We start from the raw sequence: 14,856 nt of genomic DNA on the forward strand, positions 1-14,856 counted from the left end.
GCGAGCGCCAAGACGGCGGGCGTCGTGATCGACGACGCGGCCGTCACCCCGCAGTACGTGCAGGGCCTCACGCCCGCGCGGGAGCTCCCGGTGGTCGGGCGGATCGCGCTGGGGAGCCTGTTCAACAAGTTCGTCATCATCATCCCGCTGGCGCTGCTGCTCTCGGCGTTCGCGCCGCAGGTGCTGCCGTACCTGCTCATCCTCGGCGGCGCGTTCCTCTGCTTCGAGGGGGCGGAGAAGGTGCTCGAGTGGTTCGGCGTCTCGCACGGCGGCCACGAGACGGAGGCGCGCGACGAGAAGAAGCTCGTCTTCGGCGCCATCCGCACCGACCTCATCCTGAGCACCGAGATCATGCTGATCGCGCTCGACGGCCTCGACCCCGACTTCGGGATCTGGCCCACGCTCGGCGCGCTCCTGGTCGTCGGGCTCGGGATGACCGTGCTCGTCTACGGCGCCGTCGCGCTGCTCGTGAAGATCGACGACGTGGGCCTGCGCCTGATGAAGAACGCGGCCCGCGGCGTGCGGCGCACCGGGGCGAGGATCGTCGCGTCGATGCCGGTCGTGTTCCGCGCGATCAGCATCATCGGGACGCTCGCCATGCTCTGGGTCGGCGGGCACCTCGTCGTCGCGAACCTCGCCGAGACGGTGTGGCACGGTCCGTACGACCTCGTGCACGTCGTCACCCACGCGGTCGAGGGCGCGGGCCCCGTCGTCGTCTGGCTGGCCGACACCTTCGTCTCGATGATCTTCGGCCTCGTGCTGGGTCTGGTCATCGCGGCCGTCGTGATGGGCGTCTCGCGCCTGCGCTCCCGCGACGAGACGGCCGCGGGGCACTGAGCGGGGTCTCGGTACTCCGCGTGCCGCGGCTGGTCGACCGGCATGGGGGTGCGCGGTCGCTCCACCGGCGCGGAGGTGTGCGGCTGCCCGACCGGCACGGATCCATGCTGATCGAGTAGCCCGCGCCGCGGTCGCATCGGGATCCCGCGACGCGCCGCCCCCGCAGCGCCGCTCTCGATGAACGACGGACCGCCCCCGTCCCCGGAGGGGCGGAGGCGGTCCGTGTCGGAGGGGGCGTCAGCAGCTGCGGGCCGCGTACGCTCCCGTCGCCACCGAGGTGACCTGCTTGCCGTCGACCGTGCCCGTCGCGGTGACGGTGGCCTGGCCGGCCGGCACCGAGGCCGCGCGCGTGGTGAACGCGGCGCTGCCGCTCGCGCCGGGCGCGACTCCGGTGACCTGCTTCGACCCGGAGGGCGTCGCGATGGTCATCGAGACCGGCACGCCGGACTCGTTCTTCGCCGCGACGGTGAGCGTCACCTTGCCGGCGATGCAGCGGGTGGTCGCCGTGACCGCGACCGCGAGGGCGGCGGGCGCCTTCAGGGTCACCGTCACCGTCGTGGTCGAGGTGACGGAGCCGTCGGCCGCGCGGACCGCGATGGTCGCGACTCCGCCGTTCGCCGTCGTCGGCTGGGTGATCCGCACGGTGGCCGCCGAGTCGGTCGCCACTGCTCCGATCACCGGCATCGCCGTGCCCTCGACGGTGACCGCGTAGGAGGTGCGGGCCGGGTCGAACCCGGCGATGCCGGCTCCGCCGACGCGCAGGGCGCCCAGGGTGGCGACCGCGGCGGGGGAGGCGACCGACTCGTAGAGCTTGGTCTCGGCCACGATCAGGTGCGTGTTGTCGTAGGCGTTCATCACGACGCGGAAGGCCTTGGCCGTGACGGGCGCGAACGACGCGACCAGGGTCGGAGCCGTTCCTCCGGCCGGCGACGCGAGGGCCACGGCCGACTCGTAGCCGGGGACCGCGGTCCAGGTCGTGCTGTCGGCGGCCTGGTACTGCAGCTGGTAGGTCTGCGCCCAGCTGGTGCCGCCGTCGGCGAGGAACTGCACCGACACCTTCTCGACCTGGTGGGTCGAGGGGAAGGTGTAGGTCAGCGAGCTCTGCGCGGCCTTGGTGCCGTTGGTCCAGTTCGACCAGCCCTTGTCGCCGTCCACGCCGTTGCGGGTGCGCTCCGGTCCGTAGCCCGACTCCGACGACGACGCGGTCGCGACGATGCCGGCGTCCGGGTTGAAGTTGCGGAGCGTGCCCGTGGTGACGAGCACCGTGAGCGTGGCGGGGAGCGTAGCGCCGTCGGCGGTCGCCGTTCCCGAGACCGTCACCTGCCCGGCCCGGGCGAGGGAGGCGGTGGTGAGCGGCGTCCAGTCCCAGACGACCGGCACCGGGAAGGTGCTGGCCGAGGCGCCCACGCGGGCGGGGACCGTCGTCGGGGCCGAGGCCTTCACTCCGGCGACCGAGGCGCCCGCGGCGGCCGTGACCGACACGGGGTCGGTCGCGGTCAGTCCGCCGACGTCGACGAGCGCGGTGACCGTGATCGTCTGGCCGTAGAGGTCGGTCGCGGTGCCGGGCACCTCGACGCGGCCGGTCGCGCCGTACGCCGAGTCGGCGGGGCGCTGCCAGGTGACGGCGAGCGGTGCGCCGGCTCCCCAGGAGTACTGCGGGGTGATGCTCGCGGGCAGGGTCGGAGCGACGCCCGCGGTGGTGCGGACGGCGATCGTCTGGCCGGCGGTCGGCGCGAGGTCGCGGAGGGACCACGACTGGTTCGCTCCGCCGTTGGAGGTGTAGACGCCGACCGACGCGTTGTCGGCACTGGAGCCGCCGTTCACGTCGAGCGACTGGGCGATCGACTCGTTGACGAGCGAGAAGTTCACGCCGTCGGTGGTGTTGACGATCCAGCGGGTCGCGGCGGTCGTCTTCGCCGCGTCGACGGACAGCGAGCGCAGGTCGGTGCCGGCGGTCGTGGCTCCGAGCACGCGTCCGTCGCCGTTGACGAGGACGACGCGGCGGGTGGCCTCGCGCTCGCCGGCGGCGACCTCGCGGACCGTCCAGGTCTGCTTGGCGGCCGTGGCGGAGTCGGTGGCGAGGCCGGTGATCGTGGTCGCGGCGCCCGAGGGGTTGCCGGTCAGGGCCTTGCCGCTCTGGGTGCCGACCAGCTGGTAGCGGTGGCCGTCGCGCAGGGCGGGGGCGGAGTCGGCGACTCCCGAGACTCCGTCGATCGAGAAGCTCGTGACCGACTTGGCGGGCACGGTGATCGTGGCGGTGCGCGAGATGCGGTCGACGCTCACCGGCGTCTTGGCGACCAGGGCGTTGCTCGTGGGAGCGGCTGCCGAGGAGGCCTTCGTGGTGACGTAGGGGGTGACCGTCGCGGTGTCGGCGATGGTGCCGAAGCGGGAGAGGTCGAGCACGACGGTCTTCTCGGTCGCGGTGCTGTTGGTGTGCACGACGGTCGCGCCCGAGCCGTCGCCGCGGACGGCGGCGGTAGAGGAGCTGTCGTTGGAGGGCATCAGGTGGTCGCCCTCGTGGATGAACTTGGTGAAGTTCCGGATGGTGTTGAACTTCGAGTTCGTCTCGACGCCGCAGACCGGGGCCTTGGTGGAGTCGCCACCGGCGTCGGCGACGCGGCGGACCGACTTCCAGACCTCGGTCCCGTTCTCCTGGTACGGCTTGCAGTCCAGGTCGATGTAGACGGAGCCCCAGTTGAGGTTCTCGCCCTTGGGCTTGGGCTGCTGCATGTTGTAGTAGTCCTCGACGGGCTGCCAGAGCACCCACGCCTTGGGCTCGAGCTCGCGCAGGTCGTCGTTGATGCGGCCGGCGATGCCGAGGCCGTTCTCCATGTTGGTGGGGTCGAAGCCGGTGACCCAGTTGCCCTCGATCTCGCTCATCCACAGGTCGGTGTCGGCCTGCTTCGCGAGGTCGCGGACCTTGAGGCGGCCCGAGGTGCCGTAGGTGTGGACGTTCATCCGGTCGACCTCGGCGCGGATCGCGGCGGAGTAGGCGGCCCAGTTCGTCGCGAAGATGTCGGGGTTGGTCTCGTCCATCGCGGCGATGCCGGCGTCGGTGGTCGAGGCGTCCAGCGCGGCGGCGACGTCGGGGATCAGACCCGCCTGGCGCGTCGGTCCGACGTGCATTCCCTCCTGGCGTCCGCCGGTCGGGACGCCGTTGGAGAGCTGCGTGCCCCAGTAGTTCGTGTTCGGCTCGTTGAAGGGGTCGAGCGTGTCGAACTCGATGCCGTACTCGTCCTCCATGTGCTCGGTGACCTTCACGAGGTACTTCGCGAACTGCTCCTCGGCGGCGGGCTTCAGCTGCTCGCTGTTCGCGTCGAAGCCGCCCGAGACATAGCCGCTCTCGGTCATGAAGTACGGGGCGGAGTTGGAGAACGCCTCCCAATGCGAGATCTGCTTCTCCTCGGCGAGCCTCTCGACCCACCAGCGCTGCGTCTCGTCGGCGGTCCAGTCGTAGGAGGCGGGGTCGTCCGCGTTCCACTTCGCCAGGAGCGCATCGCGGTCGGCGAGCTTCGTGGAGGTGCCGCCGTAGGTCGACGCGTCGCCGGCCGGGTTCGGCTTCCACCAGCCCTCGACGGCGCCGCCCGGGCGGAGGTAGTCCTTCACGTCGGAGGCGTTGCCGCCGCCGATGTTGTAGCGGGCGATGTTCAGGTCGAGGCCGCTGTCGCCGAAGACCTTCTGGTAGAGGTCCTCGCGGAGGGCCTCGGGATAGCCGCCGGTCGCGTTCGCGAACCAGACGAGGCTGGTGCCCCAGCCCTCGAACGCCTCACCGGCGGCGGCGGGGTTCGGCGTGATGCGGAACGCGTCCGCGGCCTGAGCGGGGGCCGCTGCGGCGGGGATCGCCAGCAGTGCTCCTGTGGCCAGGGCGGCGCTCGTGGCGAGCGCGGCGACCCTTCTGAAGGACATCGACATTGATGCGGTCTCTCTTTCGCCATCGAAATGCGGGCGTGTTCACGTGAACGCGCCCTGACGGCCGACTGTACATGTTCACGTCAACAATCGGAAGGTGCTCAGGGGCGGGCGAGGCCCGCAGAGTCGAGGAGCCGGGAGTCGTCGCAGTCGACGTCGAGTGCGACGACTCCTGGAGGGTCGTGGGCATGCGGAGGCGTGCGGCCGTGCGCCGCGACACCCCCGCGCTCAGACGCGGTGCGTCGTCTCCGGGAAGGCCTCGGGCTCGCACTGGATGGTCGCGTGGTCGATGCCGTGGCGCTCGCGGAGGACGGCGAGCACCCGCGAGAGCGCGGTGCGGTAGTCGGCGTCGGGGGCGACGACCACGTGGCCGGTGGCGCTCTCCATGCCCGAGGTGATCGTCCACACGTGCAGGTCGTGCAGCGCCAGCACGCCGGGGACGGCGCAGACGTCGCGCTCGAGGGCCGCGAGGTCGACGTGCGCGGGCGCCGACTCCATGAGGATCCCCAGCGCCTGCCTCGTCAGCGACCAGGTGCGGGGAAGGATCAGCAGCCCGATCAGCACGCCGACGATCGGATCCGCCCACGCCCAGCCGGTGGTGAGCAGCACGATCGCCGCCACGATCACGCCGATCGAGCCGAGCGCGTCGCCGAGCACCTCGAGGGAGGCTCCGCGGAGGGTGATGCTCTCCTTCGCCCCGGCCGACAGCAGGCGCAGGCTCACGAGGTTGACCGCCAGGCCCACGACGGCGGTGATCAGGAGGGGGCCGCCGGGCACCGCGGGCGGTTCGGCGAAGCGGCGGACGGCCTCGACGATCACGAACGCGGCGACCGCGAACAGCAGCAGGCCGTTGGCGAGGGCGGCCAGCACTTCGAGGCGGTAGGAGCCGTAGGTGCGGCCCTTCGCGGCGGGGCGGGCGGCGAGCGAGATCGCGGCGATCGACATCCCGAGCGCCAGCACGTCGGTGCCCATGTGCGCGGCGTCCGAGAGCAGCGCGAGCGAGCCCGTCGCGACTCCGACCGCGAACTCGACGACCATGAACGCCGCGGTCAGCACGAAGGCGGTCACGAGCGGACGCCGGTGCCGTGCGGCGGCGGAGCCGATTGGAACGCCGTGAGAGTGGCCCATCGGCTCCTCCGATCCCCTGTTCGTATAAACAGTCTTGCATGCGTCCGGAGGCGAGCGCGAGGGCCCTCAGCCGACCAGCGGGTCCAGCGCCTCGCCGAGGTAGGGCGCCAGGGTCCGGGCGTACGACTCGGTGAGGTGCCCGAGGTCGCGGTACACCTTCACTCCGCCGATCACGAGGGGGCAGCCGCGGTCGTCGCAGAACCAGCGGGTGAGGTCGGCGGCGGCGGCGCCCGGCCAGCCCTCGGCCGCGGCGGCCATCAGCTCGCGGTCGGCGAAGGCCTCGTCGAGCGGCACGCTGCAGTCGGCCGCGGAGCCCGGCTCCTCGGCGCAGGCCAGCAGGGAGAGCGAGGGCAGCACCGGATTGTCGCGGATCGCGACCACCGTGGATCCGCGGGCGATCAGCGGCGCCCACGACTCGTGGAACCCGTCGATGCCGGCCTGCTCGTCGGGGGTGCCGGACGCGTCGACGAACACGGACTTCTTCGCGGAGTAGGCGGTGACGACGAGCGCGTACGGCTCCTGGCCCGCGAGCTCCTCCTGCAGCTTCCCGTTCCAGACGTCGCAGGAGCGGCGGGAGGAGGCGGAGTCGTCGCGCCGCTCCGCGGTCGAGAAGACGCAGCCCGTCTTGTAGTAGGTGTGCAGGTCCCAGCCGCGCTCCTCTGCGACGCCGCGCAGCGCCGGGAAGAACGACGCCGCGTGCGAGTTGCCGATGAGCAGCACGCGGAGGCCGGCGGGATCGCCGAAGCGGCACTCCTTGAGCGCGGTGCCGGAGTTGCCCGTGCTGCACTCGTCGGTGTTCAGGGCGGAGCCGTCCTCCGAGGCGTCGACGGCGGGCAGGCTCGTGGTCCAGGAGTCGGGGCAGGCGTTCGCGAGCGCCGCGGCTCCGACGCAGCCCTCGGTCGAGACGAGGAGGGCGTGCGCGCGGGTGAGGTCGGCGGCGATCGCGGCGTTCGTTCCGGTGAGGCCCGTCGCTCCGACCAGGGCGGCGACGGCCAGCAGGGCCGCCGGGGCGAGCGCGCGGAGGCGGTGCGGGCGCTCGGCGGGGGCGCGGCGGTGGAGGGGGTCCTCGAGGAAGCGCTTCGAGGCGGCGGCCAGGAGGATCGCGGCGGCGATGACGCCCAGGCCCGCGAGGGCGGTCGGGTCCTCGCCGGTGCTCTCGCGCCAGAAGACCAGGAGTGGCCAGTGCCAGAGGTAGATCCCGTAGCTCAGGCCGCCCAGCCACACGAGCGGGCGCAGGGCCAGCAGTCGGCCGACGCCGCGCTCCGGGGCGGGGCCGGTCCCGGCGACGAGCACGAGCACCGCCGAGAGGGTCGGCCAGAGCGCGGCGGCGCCCGGGAACGCGCTCGAGACCTGGAGCACGAACCCGCAGGAGACGACTCCGATCAGCCCCAGCCACCCGGCGACCGTCCGCAGGGCCGCCGGGATCGCCAGTCCCGGGAGCACGAGGGCCGCGAGCGAGCCGAGCCCGAACTCCCACGAGCGGGCGAGGGTGCTGTAGTACGCGGTCGGCTGGTCGATCCCGACCAGCACGACGGAGAACGCGAACGAGAGGACGGTGAGCGCCGCGACGAGCGCCAGCAGGAACCGCGGCAGCTGCGCGCGGCGCCGCAGCAGCACGGCGGCGAGGGTCGCGACGAGTACCAGGGCGAGCCAGATCAGGTAGAACTGCCCCTGCACCGACATCGCCCAGAAGTTCTGCACCGGCGAGTGGAAGTCGTCCTGCGCGAGGTAGTCCACTCCGGCCCGCGCGAGCGCGACGTTCTCGACGTAGAAGGTCGAGGCGAGCACCTCGGTGAAGGTCTGCAGCAGCTGCGAGGGGCGCAGGAGGAGCGGAGCGAGCGCCGCGACGACGACCAGCACCACCGCGGCCGCCGGGAAGAGCCGCGAGGCGAGCCTCCGGAGGAAGGCGATCGGACGCACGCGCCCGAACCGGCGGATCTGGCCGAGGAGGGTGAGGGTGGTGAGGAACCCGGCGATCACGAAGAAGACGTCGACGCCTCCGGAGACGCGGCCCAGCCAGATGTGGAAAGTAGCGACCAGGAGGGACGCGACGGCGCGCAGTCCCTCGATCTCGGGCCGGTAGCCGGACGCGTCGGCCTTGCGCACCAGCGCGGACCGGCCGGAGGCGGCGGTGCGGGCGGAGTGGCGGGGCAACGGGTTCCTTCCGTGACGGTCGGCGGGCGGTGGGGCGGGCGCCGTCGATCGTCGGTGTTCAGGATCGCGCTCTCCCGCCCTCAGGGGAACCGTGTCCGGGGTGCTGTCCACCTGGTTGGGGGCTGCGGAGGCGAGGTGCGCGACAGGTGTCCGCTTACTCGGCTGTTCCGGGCCTTCTGGGTGACATGAGAACTCGGAGGTCGCCGTCCGCGCGCGCGCGACCACGGCGACTTCTGCGGAGTCGCCGGCGGGCCGGGCCGAGGGCGGCCGAGGGCTCGGTGGCGCGGATCGACTGGCGCGAATGGATGGGGCAGGTGAGGTAAGGCTATGCTTACCCGGGCTCCGCGCCGAGACGCGGGTGCCGCCCGCCGACGGACCGGGCCGACGAGCCCTGCCGGCGAACCGGGCCCATGAACCGGGCCTATGAACCGGGCGGACGACCGACGCCCACGAACCACGGGAGATCCATGTCCACGCACCGACGGCGCCCCGCCGCCCTCGCCCTCGCCGCCCTGACCCTGCTCGCCCTCACCGGCTGCGGCGCCTCCGAGCAGATCGAGCCCGAGAGCACGGCCGCCGCGGGGGAGGGCACGACTTCGTACCCGCTCATGCTGGACAACTGCGGCACCGCGACCACCGTCACCGCCCCTCCGCAGCGGGTCGTCTCCCTCGACCAGAACTCGACCGAGATCCTGCTGTCCCTCGGCCTCGAGGACCGGATGGTCGGCACGGCCTCCTGGACCGACCCCGTGCTCGAGACCCTCGCCTCCGCGAACGAGAGCGTGCCGCGCCTGGCCGACAACGCGCCCACCTACGAGGTGCTGCTCGGTGCCGACCCGGACTTCGTCACCGCCTCCTTCGGCCGCCACTACGCCCCCGAGGGCGTCGCCTCGCGCGACCGCCTCGCCGAGACGGGGATCGGCTCCTACCTCGCCCCCTCCGACTGCGACAACGGAGCGAGCGTCAACGGCGGGAGCGGCACGCGCACCGTCCCGCTGACCGTCGACGTCCTCTACCAGGAGATCCACGAGCTGGCCGAGGTCTTCGACGTGCAGCAGCGCGGCGACGCCCTGGTCGCGCAGCTGCATGAGCGCGCCGCCGCCGCCACCGAGGGGGTCGACCTCGGCGGCCGGAGCGTCGCCTTCTGGTTCGCCGACACCAAGACGCCCTACATGGCCGGCGGCTACAACTTCGCCTCGATGCTCGGCACCACGACCGGCATGACCAACGTCTTCGCCGACCGCACGGAGGACTGGCCCGCCGTCGGCTGGGAGAGCGTCGTCGCGGCCGACCCGGACGTCCTGGTCCTCGGCGACCTGCAGCGCGACCGCTTCCCCGGCGACCGCCTCGACGACAAGACCGCGTTCCTCCGCTCCGACCCGCTGACCAGCAGCCTGCCCGCGGTGCAGGACGGCCGCTTCATCGCGCTCCACGGCGCCGAGATGAACCCGTCGATCCGCTTCGTCGACGGGCTCGAGAAGATCCGCGCCTGGTGGGACGAGAACGGGGCCTCGCTCTGAGCACGCACACGAGCACGGGCACGGGCACGGGCGCGGTCCTCGTCCGCCGGGTGCCGCGGGGCCTTGCCGCCGCCGCGCTGGTCGTCGGCGGGCTGCTAGCGCTGGCGCTCTCGGTCGGCGTCGCGGTGACGCTCGGCCCGGCCGACGTCTCGCTCGTGAACGTCCGCGACATCCTCCTCAACCACCTCGGGCTCGCCTCCGTCCCGGTGCGTGCGGCCGAGGACGCGATCGTCTGGCAGGAGCGCCTCCCGCGCGCACTCGTGGCCGCGGCCTGCGGGGCGGGGCTCGGCGTGTGCGGAGTGATCCTGCAGTCGCTGCTGCGCAATCCGCTCGCCGACCCGTTCGTGCTGGGCGTCTCCTCCGGAGCGTCCACGGGCGCGGTGCTCGTCGGCGTGCTCGGGGTCGGCGGAGGAGTGGTCGGGCTCTCCGGAGGCGCCTTCGTCGGCGCGCTGGTCGCCTTCGGCTTCGTGCTGCTGCTCACGCGGTTCTCGGCGGGCGGCACCTCGGGCGTGATCCTGGCGGGGGTGGCGAGCACCCAGCTGTTCTCGGCGCTGACCTCGCTGATCGTGTTCGCGCTCGCCGACTCGGACGAGACGCGCGGCGTGATGTTCTGGCTGCTCGGCTCCCTCGAGGGCATGCGCTGGGACGACGCAGCGCTGAGCGGAGGCGTCGTGCTGCTCGGCTCCGTGGTCTGCCTCGCCGCGGCGCGCACGCTCGACGCGTTCGCCTTCGGGGAGGACGTGGCTGCGTCGCTCGGCGTGCATGTGGGCCGCACCCGCCTCCTCCTGCTGGTGGTGACGGCCCTGCTGACGGCGACCCTGGTGAGCATCGCCGGCGCGATCGGCTTCGTGGGGCTGGTGCTGCCGCACGCCGCGCGACTCGTGTTCGGCCAGCGGCACTCGCGGGTGATCCCCGCGACGATCCTGCTCGGCGCGGTGTTCCTGGTGTGGGTCGACGCCGGATCGCGGGTGGCGTTCGCGCCGACTCCGCTGCCGGTGGGGGTCGGCACGGCACTCGTCGGCGTGCCGGTGTTCATGCTGCTGCTCCTGCGGCGGAGGGGCCGCTCGTGACGCTCGAGGCCGACCGGGTCTCGTGGCGCCGGGGCGGCCGCCTGGTGGTCGACGGGGTCTCGCTCCGCCCCGCTCCCGGCTCGACAGTGGGACTGCTCGGGCCCAACGGCTCGGGCAAGTCGTCGCTGCTGCGGCTGCTGCAGGGCACCGCGGCTCCGGACGCCGGCGTCGTCACCCTCGACGGCGCGCCGCTCCGCTCGCTCCGCCGCCGCGAGGTCGCCCGGGCCGTGGCCACGGTGACGCAGCAGGCCGAGACGGAGGCGGACCTCCCCGTCCGCGACGTCGTCCGGCTGGGGCGGACACCGCACCGCTCCCTTCTGGGCGGAGACACGGCCGAGGACCTGCGCGCGATCGAGCGCGCCCTCGAGCAGGTGGGTCTCGAGGCGAAGGCCGACCACCTCTGGCACACCCTCTCGGGCGGCGAGCGGCAGCGCGCGCACATCGCCCGGGCGCTGGCGCAGGAGCCGCGCGAGCTGCTGCTGGACGAGCCGACCAACCACCTCGACATCCGCCATCAGCTGGAGCTGCTGGCCCTGGTGCGGGCGCTGCCGGTGACCACGGTCGTCGCGCTGCACGACCTCAACCTCGCGGCCCTGTTCTGCGACGCGCTGCTGGTGCTGCGCGAGGGGCGCGTGGTCGCGGGCGGCACCCCGGAGGAGGTGCTCACTCCGGCGCTGATCGCGGACGTCTACGGGGTGCGCGCCCGCGTGATCGTCGACGCCGGACGGCCGCACGTGCTGTTCGACTCCTGATTCCGCTGCCGCATCCTGACCCCACTGCCAGACGATCGTCGATCAGTCAACGGTCTCGTCCGTAGTGAGGAGCGCGTTCTACCGTCGGTGAACCGGCTTCGAGACCTCACAGGAGAGGTCCCCCTCGCGCTGGGCGAGGTGCTCTCCTGACGGAGGGCGATGGACGTGCCGGTGACGACGAGGGGAGTCGAGAGATGTCCAGAGACGACGTGGCACCGGGGCGGTTCGCGCGGTTCGTGAAGTGGGTCAACAAGGCCGACGGCTGGGAGCCGCAGTACCTGCGCGGGCGGGTCGTGGCCAAGAAGGACGGCGAGTGGATCGTCGCGGTCGACGGCGAGGAGCGCCGGATCGTGAAGAAGGAGTGGAGCGTCTACCGCTGACCCTCGGGGAGGACTCGTGATGCTGCCCGACCGGCGCACTCCCGAGATCAGAGAGGCCCGTCCCGGAGTCTTCGTGCTCGAGCTGCGCCGCACCCGCCGCCGGCCCGCCGAGGAGCTGGGCGTCCTGATCCGCGCGGGCACGACCTGGACGGTGCTGGGGCCCGAGGGCGTGCTCTCCGACGTGCCGAGCTTCCACGACGCCGTGGCGGCCCTGCGCGAGTAGCGAGGCACCACCGAGGTACCCGCGGCCCCGCTGAGTCGCCCGAGACGGTCGCCCGCTCCGGCGTGTCGACGACCGTCCCGGGCACCTCAGCGCGGAAGGGGACGGCGCGGCGGTGGTGCTGCCGAGGCGTGGGCCCGCCGCGCCTACAGCTGGCGGCCCGGCCGCTGCAGGCCCACGACGGTGACGGTGAGGGTCGCGGAGGTGCTCTGCGCGGCGGACGGCGCGGACTCCGAGAGGCGCACGGTCAGGCGGAGGTGGTCGGTCGCTCCGACGGAGAGGGCGGGGGAGCCGGGCAGGTCGAGGCGGGAGGCGGCGGGGCGGTCGGCCGACACGGTGGTGACGGTGCCGGGGCAGGTGGCGGCGTCGGCCGACCAGGACTGCGAGCAGCGCTCGATCGCGAGCTGCAGGCCGTCCGAGAGGTCGGTGCCGGTGGCCGTCTGCAGCTGGAGGGCAGACATCGGCAGGGTCCCGGCGTTCGTCAGGTCGAGGAGGCGCCGGGCCGTGCCGCCGGGGACGAGTCCCGCGACGGGGACCGGCACGGTCGTCGCTCCGGTGCCGGTGAACGTCGCGATGACGGTGCCGGAGGCGACCCGCGCGCTCACGGAGCCCCGGTCCAGGAGCACGGCGGTGGCGGTGGCGGCGGCGCCGAGGACGAGCGCGCCGGCGACGAGTCCCGCCAGGCCGGCGCGGGAGACCACGCGGCGGCGGACCTCGGGGGAGTGGCGCGGGGCTCCACGGTCGCGGGAGGACGGCCGGGCGCTGTGCCGCCCGTGCTCAGCGGGCGGACGCAGGGGCTCCGGGGGCGGCGTGCCGTCCGACGAGCGGTGCGCGCCGCTCATGGGGCGACCTCCGCGGGGCGGCGCCAGATGGCGATCAGGAGCGCGCCCACGATGACCGCGCCGCCCGCGGCGAAGAGCGCGAACCGCGCCTCCGGGTGGGCGAGGCCGATGCTCGGCCAGCCCAGCAGCGGCACCACCGAGCTCTCGCGCCAGATCCGCTCGTCCGCGATCGTCACGATCCACGGGTCGGCCGACTCGTTGTTGTCGCCCTTGGTGGTGAGCGCCAGCTGGCCGGGCTCGCGGCCGCGGAGGGCCGCAGCCTCCTCCTCGGAGTAGACGAGGGTGACGCGGTGGATGACGCGGCGGCCCGGATCGTCCGGGTCGGTGAAGACGATCACGTCGCCGGCGCGGATCGCGGCCTGGTCGACGGGCAGGGTGACGGCGAGGGAGCCGACGGGCATCCCGGGCGCCATCGAGTTCGACAGCACCGGCACGAGCCGCACGAGACCGAGCGCGGAGAGGACGAAGACGGCGATGCCGGCGACGGCCACGATCGTGACCAGTCCGCCGAGGAGAGCGCGGAGGGCCTTCACGCCTGCTCCCTCCGGTGACGACGGCGCGCAGCCGCGGCGAGCAGGGCGCCCGAGCCGAGGGCGAGCATCCCGCCCAGGAGCGCAGCGCCCAGGTCGCGGCCGGTGACGGCCAGCCCGCCGCCCGCCGCTCCGGGGAAGGAGCCGGGGCCGGGCGTCGCGGAGGGATCCTCCTCCGTCGTGCCCACGAGCACCCGCAGCGACGCCGCCGCGAGCTCGGTCCCGTTGCCGGCCGACTCCGGGAACAGGACGCGGACGCGCACCCCCATGGTGGCCCCGCGCTCGAGCGGACGGACACCGTCGAGCCGTCCGAGCATCGCCGCGGGCCCGGATCCGAGCGGCACAGCGTCGCCGGGGCAGAGGTAGCGCTCGACCGTGCGCTCCCCGTCGACGACCTCGGCGACGGTGAACGCCGAGTCGCAGAGCTCGACGGACAGCTGGAGGCCGTCGCGCGGGTCCTGCGCCAGCGTGCCTCCGTCGACCGCGAAGGCCACGGAGACCCCCTGCGGCGACAGGCCGGTGCTGGTCACCTCGACCGCCCACTCGGCGCGGTCGCCCGGAGCGAGGTCGGTGAGGGATCCGGGTGCCGAGAGCTCGCGCACGTCGAGCACGCCGACGGGCTCGGCGCTCGCCGCGGGCGCGAGGAGCACCGCCGCGAGGACGGCGACGAGCGCACGGGCGTGGGGCATGGGGACGACTCCGGGGAAAGGGGGATGCCTCCGCCCCGCGCCGGTGGCGGCCGGGCAGGGCGGAGGCGGTGGCGGACGGTCTACTTCTGGATGCCGGCGCGCTGGATCGCGGCGGCGGTGAAGGTGACCGTGGCGGAGGCGTTCTCGTACGCGTTGTCGGCCGCCGTCGGCAGGACGAGCTCGATCAGCGTGTTCAGCGTCACATCACCGGCGTCCGAGGGGAAGGTCCCGGTCGTGGTGGGAGTGATGCCGAAGTTCGCCGGGGTGAAGTTCGCCGCGTTGGCGACTCCGCCGATGGTCGAGAGCTTGCCGGTGCCGGTGACGGTCTGCGTGCCCGCGCAGGTGTAGGGGCCGGCCTCCGCGGGAGCGGCGGCGGGGACCCAGGCGGTGGAGCAGGTCAGCAGGCGGTAGTCGAGGCCGTTCGTGCCGGTGACGAGAGACGCGCCCTGGCGGCCCGGGTCGGTGGCGTCCGTGCCGACGACGTCGTTGGTGACGTCCTGGTAGAAGCGCACCGACGAGACGAGGTCCCCGTCGTTGGTCGCGTTCGGCAGCACGAGGCTGATCGGGCGCTGGACGGTGTCGCCGGGCGCGATGTTCGCGACCGTGAACGCTCCGGTCACCGAGATGTCGGTCTGGCCGGCGTCGACGTTGCCGACGGCGGTCCCGGAGTCGGTGAACACGGCGAAGGCGCCGGCGCCGGCAAGGGCTCCCGCGGCGAGGAGGACGCCGCCGGTGAGGGCGATCTTCTTCCAGGGGCTGCGACGGGTGGGTGCTGTGGTGGTCATGGCGACCGTTCCTTTCTGGTGGGTGGTGCCCGGTGCGGGC

The 14,856-nt window shown here is 73.3% G+C and carries 13 protein-coding genes; 6 read left to right on the forward strand and 7 right to left on the reverse strand.

Features of this window, described 5'->3' with window-relative positions; translation table 11 throughout:
* On the forward strand, nt 1-837 hold an 837-nt coding region (locus C5C99_RS14620; protein WP_104340292.1), incomplete at its 5' end, for a DUF808 domain-containing protein.
* Nucleotides 838-1,074: 237 nt separating this feature from the next.
* On the opposite strand, the gene C5C99_RS14625 is transcribed toward C5C99_RS14620, so the two are convergent.
* From C5C99_RS14625 to C5C99_RS14635, 3 genes are all read right to left on the reverse strand, one after another.
* A complete protein-coding gene (locus tag C5C99_RS14625; protein WP_146085522.1) occupies nt 1,075-4,743 on the reverse strand; it encodes a glycoside hydrolase in 3,669 nt (1,222 codons plus the stop codon).
* A gap of 231 nt (nt 4,744-4,974) precedes the next feature.
* Nucleotides 4,975-5,874, reverse strand: coding sequence for a cation diffusion facilitator family transporter (locus C5C99_RS14630; RefSeq protein WP_104260826.1), 900 nt, complete (start codon nt 5,872-5,874; stop codon nt 4,975-4,977).
* Between the two features lie 66 nt (nt 5,875-5,940).
* Nucleotides 5,941-8,028 (reverse strand): acyltransferase family protein, encoded by a 2,088-nt coding sequence (locus C5C99_RS14635; protein ID WP_146085523.1) that lies wholly within the window; start codon nt 8,026-8,028, stop codon nt 5,941-5,943.
* 467 nt (nt 8,029-8,495) lie between these two features.
* Between C5C99_RS14635 and C5C99_RS14640 the strand changes: the two genes are divergently transcribed.
* The 5 genes from C5C99_RS14640 to C5C99_RS14660 all read left to right on the forward strand — a co-directional run bounded on the left by C5C99_RS14640 (nt 8,496) and on the right by C5C99_RS14660 (nt 11,973).
* The gene (locus C5C99_RS14640; RefSeq protein ID WP_104340295.1) at nt 8,496-9,548 is read left to right on the forward strand and encodes an ABC transporter substrate-binding protein; all 1,053 of its coding nucleotides are present in this window, start codon (nt 8,496-8,498) and stop codon (nt 9,546-9,548) included.
* Nucleotides 9,521-10,618 (forward strand): FecCD family ABC transporter permease, encoded by a 1,098-nt coding sequence (locus C5C99_RS14645; protein WP_374953740.1) that lies wholly within the window; start codon nt 9,521-9,523, stop codon nt 10,616-10,618. Before C5C99_RS14640 ends, C5C99_RS14645 begins: the two co-directional genes overlap by 28 nt.
* A complete protein-coding gene (locus C5C99_RS14650; protein ID WP_104226361.1) occupies nt 10,615-11,370 on the forward strand; it encodes an ABC transporter ATP-binding protein in 756 nt (251 codons plus the stop codon). The genes C5C99_RS14645 and C5C99_RS14650 overlap by 4 nt, the downstream gene beginning before the upstream one ends.
* Nucleotides 11,371-11,564: 194 nt before the next feature.
* A complete protein-coding gene (locus C5C99_RS14655) occupies nt 11,565-11,750 on the forward strand; it encodes a hypothetical protein (RefSeq protein WP_104223398.1) in 186 nt (61 codons plus the stop codon).
* A gap of 19 nt (nt 11,751-11,769) precedes the next feature.
* Nucleotides 11,770-11,973 carry a hypothetical protein gene (locus C5C99_RS14660; RefSeq protein ID WP_104226362.1) on the forward strand — a complete coding sequence of 68 codons (204 nt, stop codon included), beginning with the start codon at nt 11,770-11,772 and terminating at the stop codon, nt 11,971-11,973.
* 143 nt (nt 11,974-12,116) lie between these two features.
* Here the strand turns inward: C5C99_RS14660 and C5C99_RS14665 are convergent, their stop codons facing one another.
* The 4 genes from C5C99_RS14665 to C5C99_RS14680 all read right to left on the reverse strand — a co-directional run bounded on the left by C5C99_RS14665 (nt 12,117) and on the right by C5C99_RS14680 (nt 14,816).
* Nucleotides 12,117-12,812, reverse strand: coding sequence for a peptidase (locus tag C5C99_RS14665; protein WP_104248042.1), 696 nt, complete (start codon nt 12,810-12,812; stop codon nt 12,117-12,119).
* Complete coding sequence (locus tag C5C99_RS14670; protein ID WP_104223395.1) at nt 12,809-13,345, reverse strand: signal peptidase I; 537 nt, start codon at nt 13,343-13,345, stop codon at nt 12,809-12,811. Before C5C99_RS14670 ends, C5C99_RS14665 begins: the two co-directional genes overlap by 4 nt.
* A complete protein-coding gene (locus tag C5C99_RS14675; RefSeq protein WP_104340296.1) occupies nt 13,342-14,031 on the reverse strand; it encodes a hypothetical protein in 690 nt (229 codons plus the stop codon). The genes C5C99_RS14670 and C5C99_RS14675 overlap by 4 nt, the downstream gene beginning before the upstream one ends.
* An 80-nt stretch (nt 14,032-14,111) precedes the next feature.
* The gene (locus tag C5C99_RS14680; RefSeq protein WP_104315605.1) at nt 14,112-14,816 is read right to left on the reverse strand and encodes a TasA family protein; all 705 of its coding nucleotides are present in this window, start codon (nt 14,814-14,816) and stop codon (nt 14,112-14,114) included.
* Nucleotides 14,817-14,856: the final 40 nt, after the last annotated feature.

Source organism: Rathayibacter sp. AY1C4, from assembly GCF_002932195.1.
Classification (GTDB): Bacteria; Actinomycetota; Actinomycetes; order Actinomycetales; family Microbacteriaceae; genus Rathayibacter.

What these genes read in the sequence shown, in the direction of transcription:
- C5C99_RS14625 (WP_146085522.1), bottom strand. Translation starts at nt 4,743, where the DNA reads ATGTCCTTCAGAAGGGTCGCCGCGCTCGCCACGAGCGCCGCCCTGGCC.
- C5C99_RS14630 (WP_104260826.1), bottom strand. Translation starts at nt 5,874, where the DNA reads ATGGGCCACTCTCACGGCGTTCCAATCGGCTCCGCCGCCGCACGGCAC.
- C5C99_RS14640 (WP_104340295.1), top strand. Translation starts at nt 8,496, where the DNA reads ATGTCCACGCACCGACGGCGCCCCGCCGCCCTCGCCCTCGCCGCCCTG.
- C5C99_RS14655 (WP_104223398.1), top strand. Translation starts at nt 11,565, where the DNA reads ATGTCCAGAGACGACGTGGCACCGGGGCGGTTCGCGCGGTTCGTGAAG.
- C5C99_RS14660 (WP_104226362.1), top strand. Translation starts at nt 11,770, where the DNA reads ATGCTGCCCGACCGGCGCACTCCCGAGATCAGAGAGGCCCGTCCCGGA.
- C5C99_RS14665 (WP_104248042.1), bottom strand. Translation starts at nt 12,812, where the DNA reads ATGAGCGGCGCGCACCGCTCGTCGGACGGCACGCCGCCCCCGGAGCCC.
- C5C99_RS14675 (WP_104340296.1), bottom strand. Translation starts at nt 14,031, where the DNA reads ATGCCCCACGCCCGTGCGCTCGTCGCCGTCCTCGCGGCGGTGCTCCTC.
- C5C99_RS14680 (WP_104315605.1), bottom strand. Translation starts at nt 14,816, where the DNA reads ATGACCACCACAGCACCCACCCGTCGCAGCCCCTGGAAGAAGATCGCC.